Source organism: Kribbella sandramycini (genome assembly GCF_013131805.1).
Lineage (GTDB): Bacteria > Actinomycetota > Actinomycetes > Propionibacteriales > Kribbellaceae > Kribbella > Kribbella sandramycini.
The window spans coordinates 523,067-541,255 of the sequence record NZ_JABJRC010000005.1 but is presented as its reverse complement, the minus strand read 5'-3'; the positions used below and the strand labels follow the sequence as shown (position 1 = coordinate 541,255).

Below are 18,189 nucleotides of genomic sequence, written 5' to 3'. Positions count from 1 at the left end.
AGCCGGAGCCCGACCCGGAGCCGGAGCCCGACCCGGAGCCGGAGCCCGACCCGGAGCCGGAGCCCGACCCGGAGCCGGAGCCCGACCCGGAGCCGGAGCCCGACCCGGAGCCGGAGCCCGACCCGGAGCCGGAGCCCGACCCGGAACCCGAGCCCGACCCGGAGCCGGAGCCGGAGCCCGAACCTGAGCCGGAGCCTGAGTCCGGGCTCGAGCCGGAACCCGAGCCCGATCCAGAACTCGAACCTGAGCCCGACCCCGAGCCCGGGTCCGACCCGGAACCCGAACCGGAGCCCGAGCCCGAGCCTGGGCCCGAGCTAGAACCCGGGCCCGACCCTGAGCCCGACCAAGAACCGGAGCCCGAGCACGAGCAAGAACCGGAGGGCGAGCCCGGGGGTGGTTCGGCGTACGACGGGGCTGCGGAGGAGGATGCGGAGATCGCGGCGTCGATGGAGGCCGAGGAGGGAAGCGGATACGACGACGGCGGATACGAGGCGTCGTCGGGGGGAGAGATGGAACGAGAGTGAGGTTGCTCAAGGCAGCGACGGCAGGCGGGAGCCGCGCCCACCTGGCGACTCTAACGACAGGACATAGTCCTATACGTACAGCCGCTCGCACGCCTAGGCCGACCAAAACCCAGCCCGCAAACGCGACCACCTCCTGTCCTTAACGTCGCGTCCTCAGCTCAACGACCACCGGCGGATCCCCGTACGGCGACAACTGCCGCACCGCCGACCCCAACCGCAACCGCGCGTCCCCAGCAACCCACCGCTTCAGCGCCAGCTCAGCCCCCACCTCCCCGCCGTCCGCCGCGACCAACAGCCGCGCGAGCTCATCGGCGTCCGCATCAGAAACCCCCACGCCGACCTCGTCCCACAGCAACGCCTCGTACCCGTACCGATGCAGCACCTCCATCACCACATACATCCGCACAAACCCCGGCCCCGGCAACGACGACCCCGGCGCCACCCCGTACCGAGCAGCATCGAGCCGCCCCGCCCGAACCTGAGCCGCAGTCTCGAACGGCGCCCCAACCCCCATATCCCGAAGCTGTTCGTCCGGACGCCGCGAATTCCACCCACCCAAAGACCAATTCCCATTACCCCGCAAAGGAATACCTATAACGCCGTACCGGCCTCGACGTCGGGGCGCCAGCAGAGTTCGATGTCGTCGGCAACGATCAGCCAGCGGGCGGTGTCCCGCATACCGCACCACTCGATCTCGTGGACGAGCCGGCCGTCCTCGTCGAGGCGCAGCTCGTCGTACCGCCAGTCGGTGTGCCCGCCGCGCAACGCGAAGCCGTCCAACCGATACGAGTGGACGGCCGGATAGCGCAGCCGGATGTGGCCGTCGTCGTACGCCCCGCGCAGCGTCACCTCCAACGAGGTCAGCCGATTCTGCCAGTGCGCTTCGCCTGGGCCGGGCTGCTCAGCCAACGACATCGTCTCCAGCCGCGCATCATGCGGACTGCGATGGTCGTGCGACCCGTAGTACCAATCGGACTGCGCCAAACTCAGCGCCCCAGCCGGAAACCGCTCAGCGTTGGCCGCGACGTACTCGCGGTAAGCCGCAAACCCCTCATCGCTACGCCCATCGGACTCCAGCAGATACATACCCGCACGCTAGCCCGACGCCCGGGCCGCCCACTGACGCACCTGCCCAGCATGAATATCGCGCGTCCACTCCCATCCCTCCGGCGGATCCGTCACCCGCCGATCCCGCGGGTCGCGCCCATCCCGCAAAGCCTCGACGTACGCCCGGTCCCGCTCGATCCGCTCCCGCACCTCACCACCCCGCCCGACCGACCCGTGCCCCGGTACGACGACGTCAACGTCGTCCACCACCCCTTCAAGCACCCGCAACCCGGCCAGGTAGTCCTCCACCGGATCCCGAGCGAAATCGAGCATCGGCACAAAGACATCCGAGAGCATGTCCCCCGCCACCAACACCCCACTCTCCTCAACCACCAACGCCGCATGCCCCACCGCATGCCCAGGATGCTCAACCACCCGCACCCCCTCCCAAGGCAACTCCCCACCAGGAGCCTCGGTGATCACCCCGTACAGCTCCAACGACATCTCACCCGCGATCTCCGGCGGCAACCCCTCCAGAACTCGATCCCGCCACCCCACCGCACCCCGCACCTCCCGCATGAACTCCGCACACCCCGCAGTCCCATACCGAGGCACATCCCCCAACCCCTCATGCCACAACACATGATCCCAATCCGGATGCGTAGCAAACCCAGCCCCCACCCGAACCCCCAACCCCCGCAAATCCTCCGCCAAACACCCCATCTCCCCATCCGTAACCCCCGCATCAACCACCAACCCCCCACCCACCCCCGCCACCACCACCGAGTTGTTCCCCAACAACCCACTCCCATGAACCCAAACCCCAACCCCCACCATCTCCAACACAACAACCCCTCCCGCCGGCCGCCAACCCTCCACCGACCGTAAACCCCCACGCCCCAACCCAGCCCACGCCCCGACCACCAACCAACGCCCAAAGGGCAACAAAAAACCCTCTCCGACTAGGGAGAGGGTGGTGTGGTGGTCAGGGGCGGTCTCGAACCGCCGACCTTCCGCTTTTCAGTTCGACAGCGGGCCGGAGCGCGCTTGGCCTCGTCGCAGAATGGTGGGTGCCCGACCGCGGCGGCAGCCCCTATCTGTCGGAGGCTGTTGCGGTACTGGTTGCGGTCATTCGCTGCCAATCTGGGCGGGTCGCCGTCGCCAGCGCAGGCGGGGTCTCAAGGCGTGCGCCCATCGGCGTAGCGGTCCTCGGGTCCCGCGAACTCTTAGGTCTTCGCGCATCGACCGCACCAGTCGCGTTCGGGCTGCATAGTAGAGTTCAACAGCTTCGTCAATGTCGCCGACGGACGTCTTGTTGCTCTTCAGACGGAGTGCCAACCTGATCCCACGGAGCGGTTTGTATGCGGCCTCCCATGCGGTGAACACCTCCGGGGCTGCGAAAATCTCAGCTCTTGAGTGGATGTCCCTCCGGGCGCGGGGGTCATACTCAACGACCTCATCTGAGAGAAGCCGCCCACCGAAATGCTGCATGAGATCGGTGTGGTCGGTGGCGAGGTCGGTCAGCATGTCCTGGTACAAGTGCTCAACGCGCTGGTGGTACCGAGATTCGCGATCCTTACGCATGCCGCCGCCGTAACCGATCGTTGCGCCGGCAAGCGCGGCGATCGGGGCGGCGAAGTCCTTCAGAGCCTCTAGCAGCGCAGACATGAGACGAATCATTCCACTTGGCGTGAGCTAGAGGGGCGTCTGCTAGGCGGCACGCCGCGTCCCCGGACGGCGGCGCGGGCTGGCCCCTGAAGCGTAGGTCTGACCCAGATCTGTGACCGGACGGTTATGTACTTAGAGTCACCAGGCTCTGGACGTACTCGTCCGTAGCAGCTTGGCTAGCAGCTTCATACGCCGTGCGAGTAAATGGGGACGTTGCGCGGATTCGATTGCCAGGGGGGCAATGATGGGGGAGATCGTCGATCTCGAAGGCATGCTCAAAGAAATTGATGAGAGTGTGCGTGACGAAATCGCTAGTATGCCGGAGGTTGTGGATAAGGGTAAGACGCTAGATATATCCGAGTTGCCGATTGAAGCTAGGCGATGGTTCAAGGTTTCGGAGGTATTTGCGGTAGTTGCTGACCTGAAAGGCTCGACCAAGCTGGGGACTGGCAAAAGGGCTTCATCAACGGCAAGTATCTATCAGGCGGGCACCGGCAATGTCGTCAAGGTCTTCAATCAATTTGAGGCTGACTTCATCGCCATTCAGGGTGATGGCGCCTTTGCTCTCTTCTGGGGTGATCTTAATTTTGAGCGTGCGATGTGTGCGGCAGTTACGGTCCGTACGTTCTCGGAGAAATTTTCGGAACGACTTGAGAAGAAGTGGCCTGATAGTCCTACGACCGGATTCAAGGTTGGAGTCGCCGAAGGCCGTCTGCTTGTAAAGCGAGTAGGTACGCCGCGAAACCCGAATGAGCAAGAGCCGGTGTGGGCGGGTAAGCCGGTGAACTATGCGGCCAAGGCGGCGCAGACTGCCGAGCGAGAACAAGTAATTGTCACTGGGACCGTATGGGACCGGATCGAGAAGAACGATTACCTTGCTATTAGTTGCGGGTGTCCCGACGGGCCCAGTACTGGGATCTGGGAGAACACTGAGATAGAGAACCTGCCGGAAGATGAGCCGGAAGCGCAGGGAAGGTTACTGAAGGCTGGCTGGTGTGACACTCATGGTGACGAATTCTGCAATGCCATCATGTCTGGTCTGCGGAAACGAGAGGGTTTGGATTATTTGCGGGCTGTGGTACAACGGTCGCAGTTTGAAAGCGCCATCGCCGCGAAAGCTCGCGCGGCCCGTGATCTACGAAACATTGGTCCTCGATGACGCTCCTATCTCGATTGCGGGGCGAGCGGAGTGGTGTCAAGGATCCTGTTGTTGAAGTTGTCTCGGTTGGCACCGAGCAGGCATGGAAGATGCTTGACGTAGTAACTGGATGGGTTCGAGCTTCCGAGGTGAAGGCAACAGCGGCTCTGGCGGCCGACGGAGTGATCGGCGGCGCGGTTTACAACCTGACAAAGGGAATCGATCTCAATACCGCTGAGATCGTGCTGGTTGTTTGCTGTATAGCGAGTGTTCTGGCGTCAGGCTTATGTGCTGGCGCGTGCCTGATTCCTCGTCTATGGATCAGGGAGAATCCGCAGAACCTGATCTATTTCAATCATGTCGCAAGAAGATATACGCGCTATGAAGACTATCGCTCGGTCTTCCAGGCGCTCGTTGTCGACGAGGCGAGGCTGGTTGACGAGATCAGTGCCCAGACTTGGGCGAACTCGAAGGTTGCCCGCAGGAAGTTTCTCTGGAGTGGATGGGCGATCATCCTGTTCTTCTTGGCGGTCCTATTTGTGGCAGTGTTGATGATTCTGCGGAGCTGAACGATGTAGGTCACGCCTGCAATAGCTTCTCTATTGTGGTAGCTCCGGGTGGTTCTCAGCTGTCCGCGGCACCCGGGGCTGGCGCTACTGGCAGTGCTATCGCTATGAGTGATGGCCTCGCTCGTGCTCACTTGTCGGTGAGGTCATGTATGAAGGGATGGACGAGCAGCTAGAAGCCATTCGAAGGGATGGGCCGCGTGGGAGATCTCAAGGTTGGCGAGGTGCTGCGCTATGCGGCGGGGAAAGACCAGGCACCGGCGATGCTGGACGGCTATGCCAACTTTCATCACGTCACGTACTCGCCGGGACAGAAGCGGGTGCTGCTTGAGGCGGGCATCAATGGGGTTGCTCAGGTTTCGGGAGCAGACGGCCCGCGGCGGCCGGCTGTTTTGATCCGGTCGAGTCCGTGGAAGGCGGGGTCTGAGCAGACACCCTGGCATGACGTGTTCGACATGGACAACGGTCATGTTCGGTACTTCGGTGATCACAAGGCGGGCTTGACCTCTGCGCCGGGTGCGACGAAGGGGAACGCCTGGTTGTTGCAAGCCTTTGAAGGGCATCAAGCGCACACGCCAGCCGAGCGAGCGGTTGCCGCGCCGCTGCTCTTGTTTCGGTCGGTGTCTGTGGACGGCAAGCCGAAGGGACATGTCGAGTTCTGTGGACTGGGATTGATTGAGCGTGCGGAACGCCTTGTGCAGTGGAGCGGTAGCGGTCACACGACCTTCGTCAACTATGTCTACGACATAGCTCTACTCGATCTGAGTGCTGAGGCGGATCAGGTCTCCTGGAAGTGGATAGATGCGCGCCGCGATTCTGGAGCAACGGCCGCCGACGCTCTGGGCTTGGCACCGACTGCCTGGCGGGAGTGGGTGAAGAGGGGCAACTCGGCGTTGCCTCGGTTGAGACGACGTGTGGCAAGAGCGAGAGTCACGAAGATGAGGGACCAGCGGCCGGCAGAAGGTAGCCCCGAGGCCGTCGCACTCCAGGCCGTCTATGAACGATTCGATGATCGGAAGCACGATTTTGAAGCCCTGGCATCGGCCGTGGCCGCGCGTGTTCTGAGAGGTGAAGGGAATAGCTACGTCGAGGGGTGGCTCACCCGGCGGTCTGGGGACGGTGGGGCCGACTTCGTCGGGCGGCTAGATGTGGGAAGCGGCCTTGCTGGAACCAGCCTTGTGGTGTTGGGACAGGCCAAATGCATCAAGCCCACGAGCACGGTTTCGGCTGAGGAGATCGCCAGAGTTGTTGCCCGTCTACGTAGAGGCTGGATCGGCGTCTATGTGACGACCGGCTCGTACTCCGAGCCAGCACAACTGGAGATGGTCGAGGACCAGTATCCGATCGTTCTCATTAACGGGATGCATCTTGCCCGGGAGCTGCTAGCGATTGCGCGTGACGATCACGCAGGCGACCTTGGGGCGTGTGTCGAGCACATCCTCAGTAGTCAAAGCGCTGTGATCACCAACAGGCGTCCCGAAGAGATCCTTCTGCAGTAAGCCGTCTAGCGCCTCAGCCGATCGCCTTCGCCAGGGCCGACATGGTGGTGAGGACGACATCCGCACCTGCATTGGCAAGGGCATCGGCTTTGCCCGGCTTGTTGGCGTAGCCGATCGTCGGAACGCCTGCGGCCTTACCGGCCTCCATATCGGTTGTTTGGTCCCCGACGAAGACACATGCGGAGCCGACGGTCCCCAGCGCCGATACGGCCCTCTCGATGAGGTGGGGGTCCGGCTTCATCAGTGTGGGGTCGGACGGGTTGCGTCCTTGTACGAGACTCACGCTTTGAGTGAGATTGGCCCTCGCTAGATATTCGGCAACGGCCTCTGCATAGTTGTTGCTCACGATCGCGACCCGCCGGCCGGTGGCGATGCAGGCTGCGATGGAGTCGGTAGCGCCGGGAGTTGGTTTAGCGGTCTCAACTGCCGTCAGCTCTGCCTTCTGGAGGGCGACTTCGAGTTGTTGAGCTAGCTCCGGGTCTACCGCGGCTGCGAGTAGCAGTTCGTGGGGGCTGGTTGCCTGCTCCAGCGCGGGGGCCAATTCGCCGCGGATCTGGTGCGTGAGCTCCAGGAGCTCGCGCGTGATCTGTGGCGCCGGATAGCCGTCGAAGACTGAGCAGATGGGGCCGTCGAAGTCGAAGAGGACGACTTCCGCGGAGCTGAGGATCTGTGTCAGGGGATCGTTAGTCACAGGTCGCGCGCCCGCCCGAGGGTGTCCCAGAGGCTATCGAACCAGCGGCGTGCCTGGTCGACATACTGCGAGCCGGTGGCACGGTCGTCGTCACTGATCGAGTGGTGGAAGAGGACCGTGTCCTTGCCTACGGCATCGAATGTCGAGACTGGCTTGCCGTCGATCTCGACATCCCGTTCCACGACGGGGTAGAAACCGAAGAACACCTCTTCGTCGTTCAGGGCATAGAGCTTGAACATCATCGGTAGGCCGACGACGCGTACGTCGGCGTTGACCTTGGAGACTAGGCCGAGCTCGCCGAGCTCGCGGATTGAGGCGATGACTTCACCGGCGGAGCGGTGGGCAATCTTCTCGACTCGTGCCCTGACGGCTGGGTCGTCACCAGGATTCTTGCCAGCACGTGACGGTACGGCGAGCGGCTGGGATAGGTCTGGAAGGAGCATCCGGATGGTGATGGACTGGGGCGTGAGGCGGCCCCGGCGGATGCGGTCGATGGGCTCTTCGAGAGCGCCTAGGAGCGTCTCGCCGGTTAGGCCGGCGAAGTCGATCGTGACTGTGTCGCGCTCGAACGCCTTCTCGATGTGAGGCCGGAGGCCGACGGCCTGGTCGGCCTGTTCGCGGACGTAGACGCCGCTGCCGACGCGGGACACGATCAAGCCCTCGTCGCGGAGGATGCGCAGGGACTGCTGGATGGTCATGCGAGCGACGCCGTACTGAGTGGCGAGGTCGTTCTGTGAGGGGAGTTTCTCCCCGGCCTTGAACTTGTGCGTGAGTATCGCCGCGCGCAGCGCGTTGGCGACCTGCTTGTACGGCGGGCGCGGGTCAGTCGGGTCTAGCTGCTGCTCCATGAGTCTGATCCTACTACCTGACTAGGCAGGCTAGGTGAGCTATGCCTAAAGGGTTGACCTGGCTAGCCAGGCTATGTAGGTTAGCCACATAACAACCTGGCTAGGCAGGTTGGTCAGGTTGAAAACAGGCTTCAGAGCGACGCCTCGGTGGCTGGAACCACCGAGGCGTCTGGGTCGCACTAGTCCATTGCGTAGAGGAGCACAACCCAATGAGCATCATGCACCTTCCAGTCCTTCGGGACGATGAGCCGTCCGCCGCCGATCTGGCGGCGATCGAGCTGGAGTGGCCTCTGATCGAGGCCGAGCGGGACCTGCTCGACGCTGAGATCGCGTTCATCAACGCGGGGGAGAACGTGTCGGTGTTGGACCGCCGGCGGATCCGTCGGGCTGAGCGCCGGGTGCTGGAGATTGCCCGCGAGCTGGCCGTTCCCGCCGCTGGTGCGGAGGTAGTCGCATGACCGGTACCGATCACGCCTACGAGGCGATGCTGAACCTGAGGGACGCTGACGACGCCCTGACCGACGAGACCGCGTTGTATCGCCTGAACCGGGCGAAGGTCCACGCGATGCTCGCCACCGTTCCGCAGGTCGAGGACGGCGACCTGACGCGGGCGCAGAAGGTCCACGACCTAGTGGCCGGTTCAATCGGCAAGGCCGATGCGAAGGCCGGTTTCGTAGCCACCTTGAACACTGCGGTGCTGGCCGGTGTCGTCGCCCTCGTCCAGCTGGACCAGCTCGGTACCGCCGGGCGGGTTCTGGTGTCACTCGGCTTGGTTCTGATGGTCACTGCGCTGCTGTGCGCGGTCGCGGTCGTATTGCCGATCCTACGGGCCCGTCACACCAAGCACGGCGCGGGCAGCGTGCTCTACTTCGGGACCGTCCGGCACTACACGCCCGACGAACTGTCCGACCGCCTGGCGGCCGAGGACACGGTCCGGGAGGTCTGCGCGCAATCGGTGATCTTGAGCCGGTTGAGCTGGCGCAAGCACCGCCTGTTGCAGGCCTCGATGCTGGCCACGATCGCCGGGGCCACCATCACCGGCCTGACGCTGCTGCTGACTGGCGGTGCGCTGTGAACCGCCACGTGATGACGCTGCCGCAGCGGTGGGCTGACGAGCTCGGCATGGACAGCGCCGCCGATGTCACGACCGAGCTGCGGGAGCGCTTCGAGCACCTGTCGCGGTTCGTTCTGACCGACGAGATGCCTCGCGTCGGCGAGGTGTCGGCAGAGGCCGCGACCGCCTATGGCGACTTCTGCATCCTGGTCGGCTTCCTGGCCGACGCCCACAACGTTCTGACCCGGAAGGAGACCCGCCGATGAGTACCCCGCTGCGCACGTCGTACCCGGTCCCGGTGAACGACCTGATCCCGGCCGCACGCAGCCTCGCGACCGAGCTGGGCGAGATCCCGTCGCAGAACCGGCTCATGAAGCACCTGCGGGTCGGCAAGGACAAGGCCAAGGCCGTCCATGCCGCACTGACCGACGAGCACGCCGACACCCGCCCGGAGACTCACCTTCACTCGGTCCCGGACGCCGACGACACCGAGCCGATCGAGACGGCGGCTGAGGTCGCTCCGGAGGAGTTTCCGCAGGTCAGCGAGCTTGTAGACCCGGTCTCGCCGGACCGCGCCGGCTGGCGCAAGTGGGCTTCGCGGGTTGTGCGGCGCGGGGGCATCTCCCCGGCCGACGAGACGACCACGGAGACCGATGCCCGGCCCATCCGGTCGTGGCCGGTACTGCTGCTGGCCCTGCCCGCGTTCGTCGCGGTCTGGTCGGGCTGGGTGGGACTCGGGGAGTTGACCGGGTTCGGGGTCGTGCATCCGCTGCCCGGTATCGCGGACGGCTTCACGATCAACTCTGCGATCACGCTGCCGATCGGTGTCGAGACCTACGCCGCGTTCGCGCTGCGGGTGTGGCTGTCGGGCCGCGTCCCGGCCCGTGCCCGGAAGTTCGCCAAACACACCGCGCTGTCCGCGCTGATTCTGGGCGCGCTGGGACAGGTCGCCTATCACCTGTTGGAGGCCCAGGGGGTCACGTCGGCCCCGTGGCCGATCACCACCGCCGTTGCCTGCCTGCCCGTCGCCGTGCTCGGCATGGGTGCCGCGCTGGCCCACCTGATTAACACCCGCGAGAACGGGAGCAACCGATGACTGAGCCGATGAGCAACGAGCTGCCCGACCCGATCGACCTCGACGCCCACCGCGCCCGCCGTGACGACGACCGCCCGGCCGACGAGACTGTCGGCACTCTGGTCCCGCTGTCGGCGGGCGAGGTGGAGTCGATGGACACCGCCTACGAGATCGCCATTGACGACGCCGACGACGACCCGGCCACGGGCAAGGTCATGGTTCCCGTGGACACCCCCGGCCTGCCGGTTCCGGTCGCGGACGGTCAGCGCCTGCCGATCATCCCGACCCACCTGCGCCCCGAGAACCTGCGCGCCACCACCACCCGCGCGCTGGCCCGTGCCGGGCACGTGACGGCCTTCCACGCGGTCCGATCGCCTTGGTACGCAACGAAGGTCGGCTGGTTCGCCTCTCGTGGCCTGACCCGCCTTGTGGGCAAGCAGATGCGGTGGTGGTGGGTCCCGAACTCGGTCGCGCTGGAGCAGAAGGCGGCCGATGCCGGCGAGCTGAAGGAGTGGGAGAAGATCCACCGTCAGCTCAAGGCCACCCGCATGTGGCGCGGCGGCGTCCTCGCTCTCCAGAACCTCGGTCTGCTGATCGCGGCACCGGTGCTGTGGAACGCGGCCCCGGCCGCCGGTCTCGTCGCGGCCGGTGTGGCTGGCTTGGCTGGTCTGGCGCACTACGGACGCCCGGCCGGTCAGACCCTGGTCGGGACCGCTGTCGTGGCACCTCGGTTCCGCAAGCTGAACTCGGACGTGGTTCTGCGTGCCTACTACGCTGCGGGTTTGGGCAAGCCCGACCGCGCCGACCAGGAGGTGCGCTTCGGTTCCCCGATGTCGCGCGATGCCCGCGATACCGGTTCTCAGGTGGTAGTGGATCTGCCCTATGGCAAGGGCTGGTCGGACGTCACCGGTTCTCGGGAGAAGATCGCTTCTGGTCTGGACGTGCATGTGAATCAGGTGTTTCTGACCCCGGACAAGACCAGCTCGCGGCGGCACATGCTGTTCGTGGCCGATCGTGACCCGCTCGCGGTCGCAGTGGGTCGCACGGAGATGCTGGACTGCAAGCCCCGCAGCATCTGGGAGCCGGTCAAGCTGGGCAAGGACGAGCGCGACAGCCTGGTCACGTTGCTGCTGATGTGGAACTCGCTGCTGGTCGGTGCGCAGCCGCGTAAGGGGAAGACGTTCTTCGCCCGGCTCGTGGCGCTGTGGGCGGCGCTGGACCCGTACGTGAAGTTGATCGTTGCTGACGGCAAGAACAGCCCGGACTGGCTGGCGTTCAAGAAGGTTGCTCACCGCACCGTGTTCGGGACGCACCCGAACCCGAACGACGACAACCCCGTTGAGCACCTGCGGGCGATCTTGGACGAGGTGTTGGCGCACATCGACCGGGTGAACTCGATCCTGACGACGTTGCCGGTCACGATGTGCCCTGACGGCAAGATGACCAAGGAACTCGCCCGCGATCCGCGCTATCCGGACCTGCGGGTGCTGGTGATGGTGATGGAGGAGTTCCAGGTCTACTTCGAGACCGAGGACCAGGCGGTGAACAAGGAGATCGCGGCGAAGCTGTCGCGGATTCAGGCGGTCGGTCCGAGCGCCGGCGTGGTGATCATCTCTAGTTCGCAGAAGCCGTCCGGTGTCGGCGCGGGTGACGTGGGCCGGTTGTTCAACCGGTACCGCGACAACCACTCGGCACGGTTCGCGCTCAAGTGCGGCAACCGGATCGTGTCCGAAGCCGTGCTGGGCGGGGACGCCTATGCGGAAGGGTTCGACGCGTCCACGTTGCCGGTTGGCGATGAGTACCGCGGTGTGGGTTACCTGTACGGGGTCACGGACAACACGCCGACGGTGCGGTCGTTCCTGGCCGATGCGGCCGACGCGGACAAGATCCTGACCGCCGCTCGGAAACACCGCGAGGCTCTCGGCACCCTGACCGGTGAAGCGGCCGGTGAGGACCGGGAGCGTGCCTCTCGTGACGTGCTGGCTGATCTGCTGGCCGTGATGGGGCCGGACGGGCGGGCGCACTGGGACACCCTGGCCGGTCGGCTGGCCAACCAGATGCCGGAGCAGTACGACGGCACCACGCCCGATGCGATCTCTGCTCAGGCCCGTGCGCTGGGTGTCCCGTCGGTGAACGTGAAGCGGGACGGCGTGGTTCGGAAGGGTGTCAGCGCCGACGACATCCGGTCGGCGATGGCTCGCCGTGACGCCAGCTAGCTCTACGCAGAGTCACCAACTCAATGAAGGGTGCGGGGCGGTCTAGGTAGCGCCCTCGACGCTACCGGTAGCGGCAACGCTACCCGCCCCGCTACCCCGCAACCCGAACCTGACCAGGCCGTTCTTTCCCGCGTAGCGGGTAGCGGCCACGGCTCCTCACGCCCAAAAACCGGCCTCTGGAGGCTTCTCATGCTGTCCCGCGCCGCTACCGCTATCCCTCACGCCGCTACCCACGGTAGCGATCAGATCGACACGGTCGCTACTCTCACCGCCACGCTCCACACCGCCGGACAGGTCGCGACCGTGCTACTCGTCGTGACGATCGCTGTCGGCCTGTACTTGCTGAGCTGTCTGATCTGGCCGTTCGGCAAGTGCCGGCGCTGCAAGGGCGCGGGCAAGTTCAAGTCGCCGTTCGGCCGCGCGTACCGCCACTGCGGCAAGTGCCAAGGTTCCGGGCTGCGGGTCCGGCTCGGTCGCCACATCGTCAACCACATGCGCGCCGTCCGTGGCGCGGGTACCAACTCGACCAGCAAGGCGGGCAAGTGATGCCCGCCCGCGCCGACGGTCTGCACCTGGTGTCGCTGTGCGCCGGGATCGGCGGTATCGACCTCGGGTTCCACCGCGCCGGCATCCCCACCGTTGCGGCTGTCGAGATCGACCCCGCCGCCCGGGGAGTCCTGGCCGACCGCTTCCCCGAGACCGTGTTGTTCGAAGACCTGACGAAGGTGACCGCCGATGACCTCATTTCAGTTGGAGTTGTTCCCGAACGAACCGTCGTCGCTGTCGGGTGGCCGTGCCAAGGAAACTCATCTCGCGGCCGTCGTCAGGGCCTGGACGACCCACGCTCGGGACTGTGGATGCACGTCGCGCGACTGCTGGCGGAACTTCATCCCCGTTGGTTCGTCGGCGAAAACGTCCCTGGCCTTCTGTCCGTCAACGACGGACGCGACTTCGCAACAGTGCTCGCGGACCTGGCCGAGCTCGGGATGGACAGTGCCTGGCGGGTCCTGGACGCTCGCGGTTTCGGAGTACCTCACAGGCGACGCCGCCTCGTCCTTGTCGGACATTTTGGAGACCGGACCGCGCCTGTCCGCGTACTCCTTGAACCCGACCGTGTGCCGGGGCATCCTCACCCGCACCACCCGCCGACGCCGGCGACTCCCGCAGCCCCTGCGGGAAGCGCTGGAGCGAGTCGCGGCGGCGGAGAGCGCGGCGGCCTGACGACCTGGGCACCGGCCTACTCGCACTCGCTGGTGAGCCACGGCGGCAACGACAAGCAAGACCCGTCGATGGTCACCTACGTCGTCCAACCCGACACTGGACCACGCCGCCTCACCCCATTGGAGTGCGAGCGCCTGCAGGGGTTCCCGGACGACTGGACTGCGACCTCCAACGCTCGCGGCCAGGCCGACAAGCTCCGCTATGCCCAGCTCGGCAACACCGTTGCGGTGCCGGTGTTCGAGTGGATCGCGCGCCGACTGCTCGCGGTCGACTCCGAGGCGGTGACCGCATGAGCGCCGGGGTGGATCGCGCGAGTCTGCACCCGGCCCGATCGCGCTGGATCGAGCTGTGGAACGGCAAACAGGCCCTCGGGTGGGATCACCACGGGACGCCGGTGTTCAAGTTCCGTTGGGCACCCGGCGGCCTCGCCACTCGGCGACAGCTCCGGGCGATGCGGATGTGTCCGGGCGGGCAGGAGCCGTACGCGCTGTTGGTGTGGCGCAACGGCAAGCGCTGGGCGTGGCTGTACCGGCTCGACTTGGCCAAGCCGTCCCGGACAGCCTCGCCGGCTCAGCTCAACGCCCTGGATAAGGCCATGGCCGCTCGCCGCACCTGTGGGCGGTGCCACCAGGAACAGACCTACTGCATTCCCACCTCTGACGGCCGCTGCATCGACTGCATGGACGCCGCCAGCTACCCGACCGCTGCCTAACCCTGCTCGAGGAGGAACCCTGATGAACCGACTCATCACCACTGCCCTCGCCGCACTTGTCGTGGCAACGGCCACGGCGTGCGGGCCGACCGGAACGGTCGTGGACAAGGACCAGCGCACCCGCCAGAAGATCGTGAACGGCAAGCCCCAGTACGAGCCGTGCTGGTGGATCAAGATCCGCGACAGCGCTGGCGAGACGCACACGTTCTGCACCTCCCGCGCCAAGTGGCGCAAGGTCGGCAAAGGTGACATTTGGAGCGGCGAATGATCACGCCGATGATGGCTGCCGCGCTCGACGCGACCGGTCGCGGCTGGCCGGTATTCATGCTCGGTCGGTCCAAGCGGCCGGTTGCCAACTGCGACGACTGCCCGCAGGGCGCGCACGACCCGGCGACCTGCGGGCACCTGACCTGCCACGGGTTCTACGCCGCCAGCACCGACCCCGACCGCGTCGCAGCGATCGTGAACGCTGTACCGGGCGGACAGCTCGCCGTACGCACCGGCGCGGGTTCTGGGCTCGTGGTGGTCGATGTGGATCCGGCCCACGGGGGAGCGGACAGCCTCGCCGAGCTCGTGCGCTGCCAGCTGGTGCCGCGCACGCTGTGGGTCCTGACCGGGTCATTCGGGCATCACCTCTACTACTGCCACCCTGGCCACGAGATTGTGTCGCGGCCGATGCCGAACCGGCCCGGGATCGACATCAAAGCCGACGGCGGATACGTCGTACTCCCGCCGTCGGTCCACCACCGCACCCGCCGCCCGTACGTCTGGGCGGCCGACTCGGGGGAGCCCGTGGAGATGCCCCCGCCGCTGATCGCCGCATGCCAGCCCCCCGCGCCGGCCAAATCAACCGGCGTGCGACCCGATGCACCGACCCGCAGCGGGAAGGGCATCTCCCACCCGCAACGACTGCTCACCTCGCACCTCAACGCGGTACGCAACGCGCCCGAGGGCAGACGCCGAACGACGCTGTACGGCGCTTCCAGAGGCATCGCGCGGATGGTGCTAGCCGGTGCCATCGACCAGGCCGATGCCGTCGCCGTACTGACCGCTGTCGGCGAGGAAGCCGAACAGACCGCCCGCGACATCGCAGCCGCCATCACCGGTGGCTTCCGTGACGAAGGGATCGCCGCATGACCACCCCAGACGACGCACTCGAACCGGTCGACGGTGCCGAACTGCTGGACGACGTAGCCCGTACCATCACCCGGTACGTCATCCTGCCCAGCACCTCGGCGCTGACCGCGGTGGTGCTGTGGATCGCCGCCACGCACGCCGTACCGGCCTGGAACTGCGCGCCGCGACTCGTGATCCGGGCACCGGAGAAGCGGTGCGGAAAGTCGCGGCTGCTGGACATGATCGAGGGCATGTGTCATCGACCGCTGATGACCACCAACGCGTCGCCGTCGGCGGTCTACCGGTCGATCTCGAAGAAGCCCAGCGACCCGCCCACGTTGCTGATCGATGAGGCCGACACGATTTTCGGAGCCAAGGCAGGCGACAACGAAGATCTGCGCGGACTGCTGAACGCCGGGCACCAGCGTGGGCGCCACACGATCCGCTACAGCGCGGCTCGTGATGACGTCGATCATCTCCAGACGTTCGCCATGGCGGCCCTTGCCGGCATCGGGGTCATGCCGGACACGATCGAGGATCGAGCGGCCGTGATCCGGATGCGGCGGCGTGCGCCTGGCGAGTCGGTGCAGCCGTATCGGGTACGGCGCGACGGTCCTGACCTGGACGTGCTGCGCGACGAGCTGAACCGGTGGCTCAAAGCTCACATGGATGAGCTGACCGAGGCGACGCCGGACATGCCGGTGGAAGACCGTGCAGCCGACACGTGGGAGCCGATGGTCGCTGTTGCCGACCTAGCGGGTGGACAGTGGCCGCGGGCCGCGAGGAAGGCCGCTGTAGCGCTCACGAGCGATCGCGACGCGGGCGACGAAGCCTCATTGCACACCCGGCTCCTGAGTGACTGCCGGACCGCGTTCCAGGACGCCGACGCCTTGCCCACCGCTGAACTCCTGGTACGGCTCAAGGGCGACAGCGAAGCGCCCTGGGCGACCTACGGCGTGAACGGGCTGAGCGCGATGAAGCTGGGCAACCTGCTGCGGGACTTCGAGATCCGATCCAGCAACATCCGGTTCACCACCGGCCAGGCGAAGGGCTATACCCGCAGCGACTTCGCCGATGCGTGGAGCCGCTACTGCCCACAGCCCACAACGGCACCTGGTGAGGAAGGCGTCCCAGCCGTCCCAGGCGTCCGTGCCCAGGTCACGCCGGGGACGGCTTCCCCCAGTGGGACGGCTCAAGCCGTCCCAACGCCCCAAGCCGTCCCGGGGCTGACCTGCGATGCAACGGCTGGGACGGCTGGGACGGCTTGGAGACCAAGGGCCGTTCCTGACCTCTTCGACGGCGATACCAACCGCGAGACCGCATGAGCACGGCCGACCAGAACGGAGCTTCACGCGCCATGACGACGATCCAGATTGCCGACGCGGACCGGCTGTTGATCACGACCGAGGATGCCGCCGCTCGGCTGGGAATCCACCGCTCGACTCTCTACGACCTGATCCGGAGCCGGAAGCTCAAGACCGTGAAGATCGGCGCACGCCGGTTGGTGCGGGTCTCGGCACTGGAGGAAGCCATTCAACTTCTGGAAGAGGAGACCGCAGCATGAAGGCCGCAAACGGCGATGGTTCGATCTACTACCGCGAGAGCAAGGATCGGTGGTTTGGCGCGGCCTACGTCTTACAGGCCGACGGGACGACCGCTCGGAAAGAGGTGTCGTCCAAGGACCGCGATGTGGTGGTTCAGAAGCTCCGCAAGATGCAGACGGATTCTGACCAGGGAATCCCAGCGGAGGCGACCAACTGGCAGCTTGCAGCGTTCCTGCGCTACTGGCTGGACAACATCGTGAAGCCGGAGAAGAAGCCCAAGACCTACCAGGGGTACGACGTCGTCGCGCGGGTGCATCTCATCCCGGACCTCGGCAAGAAGAAGCTGCACAAGCTGACGGGTGCGGACGTGCGGTTGTTCATGAAGCGGCTGCGGAACACGTGCCTTTGTTGCAAGCACGGGTACGACGAACGACGCGGCGACAAGAAGCGATGCTGCGCAATCGACCAATGCTGTGAGCGTCGCCCTTCGGATCGGCTGGTGGAGCAGGTCCACGCCGTACTGCGAAATGCGCTGCAAGCCGCAGTCCGAGAAGAAGTGCTACAGCGCAATGTGGCCAAGCTGGTGCAGGTGCAAGGCGCTTCGTACGACACGAACAGGGGAGCGACTGAGGAGCAGGCGCGACTGTTGCTCGAGGAGGCGAAGCCGACACGGCTTTACGCGTTGTACGTGCTCGCGCTCTACATGGGTCTGCGACGCGGCGAGCTGCTTGGGTTGAAGTGGGAGGACATCGATTCGGTGGAGAAGACCCTGGAAATCCGGCGGACCCTACAACGAGTTGATGGGGCTTTGCGGGCGGTGCCGCCGAAAACGAAGAAGTCGAAACGGATCGTTCCGCTGATCAAGGCGTGCCTTGAGGCGCTGGAGAGCCACAAGAAGCAGCAGGCGACGGAACGGCAGTTGGCCGGCGCGAAGTGGGTGGAAACCGGCTACGTGTTCACTACCGAAGTCGGAACGCCGATTGAGCCGGACAACCTGCGGCGGACTTGGTACCCGATCCGGAGCGCGGCGGGATTGGGGGAGATGCGCCTCCACGACCTGCGGCACTCGTGTGTGACCTTGCTCCTACGGCTCAAGGTGCCGCCGCACATCGTGCAGGCGATCGTGGGGCATGCCGACGTACAGGTGACGATGGCGGTTTACGCGCACGCGTCGCTGGAGGATCAGCGGAAGGCGCTAGAACAGCTTGAAGAGATGGTCGCCGGGTAGGCGTTGCGGTACTGGTTGCGGTACTCGCGGGAGGTTCGGCGG

23 protein-coding genes and 1 pseudogene are annotated in these 18,189 nt (G+C 65.5%); 18 read left to right on the top strand and 6 right to left on the bottom strand.

Translation table 11 applies throughout. From position 1 onward, the window contains the following. On the top strand, positions 1-524 hold a 524-nt coding region (locus HPO96_RS23255), incomplete at its 5' end, for a hypothetical protein (RefSeq protein WP_202886275.1). A gap of 139 nt (positions 525-663) precedes the next feature. Here the strand turns inward: HPO96_RS23255 and HPO96_RS23250 are convergent. The 4 genes from HPO96_RS23250 to HPO96_RS23235 form a co-directional block, all read right to left on the bottom strand. Further along, positions 664-1,038, bottom strand: coding sequence for a hypothetical protein (locus HPO96_RS23250; protein ID WP_171675862.1), 375 nt, complete (start codon positions 1,036-1,038; stop codon positions 664-666). A 77-nt stretch (positions 1,039-1,115) separates the two neighbouring features. Continuing rightward, positions 1,116-1,610 (bottom strand): hypothetical protein, encoded by a 495-nt coding sequence (locus tag HPO96_RS23245; protein ID WP_171675860.1) that lies wholly within the window; start codon positions 1,608-1,610, stop codon positions 1,116-1,118. Positions 1,611-1,619: 9 nt separating this feature from the next. Beyond that, on the bottom strand, positions 1,620-2,408 hold the full coding sequence (locus HPO96_RS23240) for an MBL fold metallo-hydrolase (RefSeq protein WP_171675947.1): 789 nt from the start codon (positions 2,406-2,408) through the stop codon (positions 1,620-1,622). A gap of 291 nt (positions 2,409-2,699) precedes the next feature. Then, on the bottom strand, positions 2,700-3,239 hold the full coding sequence (locus HPO96_RS23235; protein WP_171675858.1) for a hypothetical protein: 540 nt from the start codon (positions 3,237-3,239) through the stop codon (positions 2,700-2,702). Between the two features lie 244 nt (positions 3,240-3,483). Between HPO96_RS23235 and HPO96_RS23230 the strand changes: the two genes are divergently transcribed. The 3 genes from HPO96_RS23230 (at position 3,484) to HPO96_RS23220 (ending at position 6,442) form a co-directional block, all read left to right on the top strand. After that, positions 3,484-4,398 carry a hypothetical protein gene (locus HPO96_RS23230; protein WP_171675857.1) on the top strand — a complete coding sequence of 305 codons (915 nt, stop codon included), beginning with the start codon at positions 3,484-3,486 and terminating at the stop codon, positions 4,396-4,398. Then, complete coding sequence (locus tag HPO96_RS23225; RefSeq protein ID WP_171675855.1) at positions 4,395-4,946, top strand: Pycsar system effector family protein; 552 nt, start codon at positions 4,395-4,397, stop codon at positions 4,944-4,946. Before HPO96_RS23230 ends, HPO96_RS23225 begins: the two co-directional genes overlap by 4 nt. Positions 4,947-5,143: 197 nt before the next feature. Further along, positions 5,144-6,442, top strand: coding sequence for a restriction endonuclease (locus tag HPO96_RS23220; RefSeq protein WP_337796770.1), 1,299 nt, complete (start codon positions 5,144-5,146; stop codon positions 6,440-6,442). Between the two features lie 13 nt (positions 6,443-6,455). Here the strand turns inward: HPO96_RS23220 and HPO96_RS23215 are convergent, their stop codons facing one another. After that, positions 6,456-7,133, bottom strand: a complete 678-nt coding sequence (locus HPO96_RS23215) for an HAD-IA family hydrolase (RefSeq protein ID WP_171675851.1) — start codon at positions 7,131-7,133, stop codon at positions 6,456-6,458. After that, a complete protein-coding gene (locus HPO96_RS23210) occupies positions 7,130-7,981 on the bottom strand; it encodes a GntR family transcriptional regulator (RefSeq protein WP_171675849.1) in 852 nt (283 codons plus the stop codon). The genes HPO96_RS23215 and HPO96_RS23210 overlap by 4 nt, the downstream gene beginning before the upstream one ends. Before the next feature lie 209 nt (positions 7,982-8,190). Between HPO96_RS23210 and HPO96_RS23205 the strand changes: the two genes are divergently transcribed. From HPO96_RS23205 to HPO96_RS23145, 14 genes and pseudogenes are all read left to right on the top strand, one after another. Further along, entirely contained in the window at positions 8,191-8,439 is a 249-nt protein-coding gene (locus HPO96_RS23205) for a DUF6284 family protein (RefSeq protein WP_171675847.1), read from the top strand. Beyond that, positions 8,436-9,056 carry a Pycsar system effector family protein gene (locus tag HPO96_RS23200; RefSeq protein ID WP_171675845.1) on the top strand — a complete coding sequence of 207 codons (621 nt, stop codon included), beginning with the start codon at positions 8,436-8,438 and terminating at the stop codon, positions 9,054-9,056. The genes HPO96_RS23205 and HPO96_RS23200 overlap by 4 nt, the downstream gene beginning before the upstream one ends. Continuing rightward, the gene (locus HPO96_RS23195; RefSeq protein ID WP_171675843.1) at positions 9,053-9,301 is read left to right on the top strand and encodes a hypothetical protein; all 249 of its coding nucleotides are present in this window, start codon (positions 9,053-9,055) and stop codon (positions 9,299-9,301) included. Before HPO96_RS23200 ends, HPO96_RS23195 begins: the two co-directional genes overlap by 4 nt. Beyond that, on the top strand, positions 9,298-10,131 hold the full coding sequence (locus HPO96_RS23190) for an ABC transporter permease (RefSeq protein WP_171675841.1): 834 nt from the start codon (positions 9,298-9,300) through the stop codon (positions 10,129-10,131). Before HPO96_RS23195 ends, HPO96_RS23190 begins: the two co-directional genes overlap by 4 nt. Further along, positions 10,128-12,326 carry a cell division protein FtsK gene (locus tag HPO96_RS23185; RefSeq protein ID WP_171675839.1) on the top strand — a complete coding sequence of 733 codons (2,199 nt, stop codon included), beginning with the start codon at positions 10,128-10,130 and terminating at the stop codon, positions 12,324-12,326. Before HPO96_RS23190 ends, HPO96_RS23185 begins: the two co-directional genes overlap by 4 nt. 315 nt (positions 12,327-12,641) lie before the next feature. Further along, a complete protein-coding gene (locus tag HPO96_RS38485; protein ID WP_238355391.1) occupies positions 12,642-12,872 on the top strand; it encodes a hypothetical protein in 231 nt (76 codons plus the stop codon). Further along, a pseudogene (locus HPO96_RS39915) lies at positions 12,872-13,348 on the top strand (DNA cytosine methyltransferase); the annotation flags it as partial. The gene HPO96_RS38485 and the pseudogene HPO96_RS39915, both read left to right, overlap by 1 nt. Before the next feature lie 231 nt (positions 13,349-13,579). Beyond that, positions 13,580-13,840 carry a DNA cytosine methyltransferase gene (locus HPO96_RS38475; protein ID WP_337796769.1) on the top strand — a complete coding sequence of 87 codons (261 nt, stop codon included), beginning with the start codon at positions 13,580-13,582 and terminating at the stop codon, positions 13,838-13,840. Continuing rightward, entirely contained in the window at positions 13,837-14,259 is a 423-nt protein-coding gene (locus HPO96_RS23170; RefSeq protein WP_202886274.1) for an RRQRL motif-containing zinc-binding protein, read from the top strand. The genes HPO96_RS38475 and HPO96_RS23170 overlap by 4 nt, the downstream gene beginning before the upstream one ends. A gap of 22 nt (positions 14,260-14,281) precedes the next feature. Next, entirely contained in the window at positions 14,282-14,527 is a 246-nt protein-coding gene (locus HPO96_RS23165) for a hypothetical protein (RefSeq protein WP_171675833.1), read from the top strand. Further along, entirely contained in the window at positions 14,524-15,396 is an 873-nt protein-coding gene (locus tag HPO96_RS23160) for a bifunctional DNA primase/polymerase (protein WP_202886273.1), read from the top strand. Before HPO96_RS23165 ends, HPO96_RS23160 begins: the two co-directional genes overlap by 4 nt. Next, positions 15,393-16,700: a DUF3631 domain-containing protein gene (locus HPO96_RS23155; RefSeq protein WP_171675831.1), complete on the top strand. Its 1,308-nt coding sequence runs from the start codon at positions 15,393-15,395 to the stop codon at positions 16,698-16,700. Before HPO96_RS23160 ends, HPO96_RS23155 begins: the two co-directional genes overlap by 4 nt. A 32-nt stretch (positions 16,701-16,732) precedes the next feature. Beyond that, positions 16,733-16,939, top strand: coding sequence for a helix-turn-helix domain-containing protein (locus HPO96_RS23150; RefSeq protein WP_133979165.1), 207 nt, complete (start codon positions 16,733-16,735; stop codon positions 16,937-16,939). Next, positions 16,936-18,147: a tyrosine-type recombinase/integrase gene (locus HPO96_RS23145; protein ID WP_171675829.1), complete on the top strand. Its 1,212-nt coding sequence runs from the start codon at positions 16,936-16,938 to the stop codon at positions 18,145-18,147. The genes HPO96_RS23150 and HPO96_RS23145 overlap by 4 nt, the downstream gene beginning before the upstream one ends. Positions 18,148-18,189: the final 42 nt, after the last annotated feature.

Coding starts and splice junctions, on each gene's coding strand:
- HPO96_RS23250 (WP_171675862.1), bottom strand. CDS start 1,038: ATGGGGGTTGGGGCGCCGTTCGAGACTGCGGCTCAGGTTCGGGCGGGG.
- HPO96_RS23245 (WP_171675860.1), bottom strand. CDS start 1,610: ATGTATCTGCTGGAGTCCGATGGGCGTAGCGATGAGGGGTTTGCGGCT.
- HPO96_RS23240 (WP_171675947.1), bottom strand. CDS start 2,408: ATGGTGGGGGTTGGGGTTTGGGTTCATGGGAGTGGGTTGTTGGGGAAC.
- HPO96_RS23235 (WP_171675858.1), bottom strand. CDS start 3,239: ATGTCTGCGCTGCTAGAGGCTCTGAAGGACTTCGCCGCCCCGATCGCC.
- HPO96_RS23230 (WP_171675857.1), top strand. CDS start 3,484: ATGGGGGAGATCGTCGATCTCGAAGGCATGCTCAAAGAAATTGATGAG.
- HPO96_RS23225 (WP_171675855.1), top strand. CDS start 4,395: ATGACGCTCCTATCTCGATTGCGGGGCGAGCGGAGTGGTGTCAAGGAT.
- HPO96_RS23210 (WP_171675849.1), bottom strand. CDS start 7,981: ATGGAGCAGCAGCTAGACCCGACTGACCCGCGCCCGCCGTACAAGCAG.
- HPO96_RS23205 (WP_171675847.1), top strand. CDS start 8,191: ATGAGCATCATGCACCTTCCAGTCCTTCGGGACGATGAGCCGTCCGCC.
- HPO96_RS23200 (WP_171675845.1), top strand. CDS start 8,436: ATGACCGGTACCGATCACGCCTACGAGGCGATGCTGAACCTGAGGGAC.
- HPO96_RS23190 (WP_171675841.1), top strand. CDS start 9,298: ATGAGTACCCCGCTGCGCACGTCGTACCCGGTCCCGGTGAACGACCTG.
- HPO96_RS23185 (WP_171675839.1), top strand. CDS start 10,128: ATGACTGAGCCGATGAGCAACGAGCTGCCCGACCCGATCGACCTCGAC.
- HPO96_RS23170 (WP_202886274.1), top strand. CDS start 13,837: ATGAGCGCCGGGGTGGATCGCGCGAGTCTGCACCCGGCCCGATCGCGC.
- HPO96_RS23165 (WP_171675833.1), top strand. CDS start 14,282: ATGAACCGACTCATCACCACTGCCCTCGCCGCACTTGTCGTGGCAACG.
- HPO96_RS23160 (WP_202886273.1), top strand. CDS start 14,524: ATGATCACGCCGATGATGGCTGCCGCGCTCGACGCGACCGGTCGCGGC.
- HPO96_RS23155 (WP_171675831.1), top strand. CDS start 15,393: ATGACCACCCCAGACGACGCACTCGAACCGGTCGACGGTGCCGAACTG.
- HPO96_RS23150 (WP_133979165.1), top strand. CDS start 16,733: ATGACGACGATCCAGATTGCCGACGCGGACCGGCTGTTGATCACGACC.
- HPO96_RS23145 (WP_171675829.1), top strand. CDS start 16,936: ATGAAGGCCGCAAACGGCGATGGTTCGATCTACTACCGCGAGAGCAAG.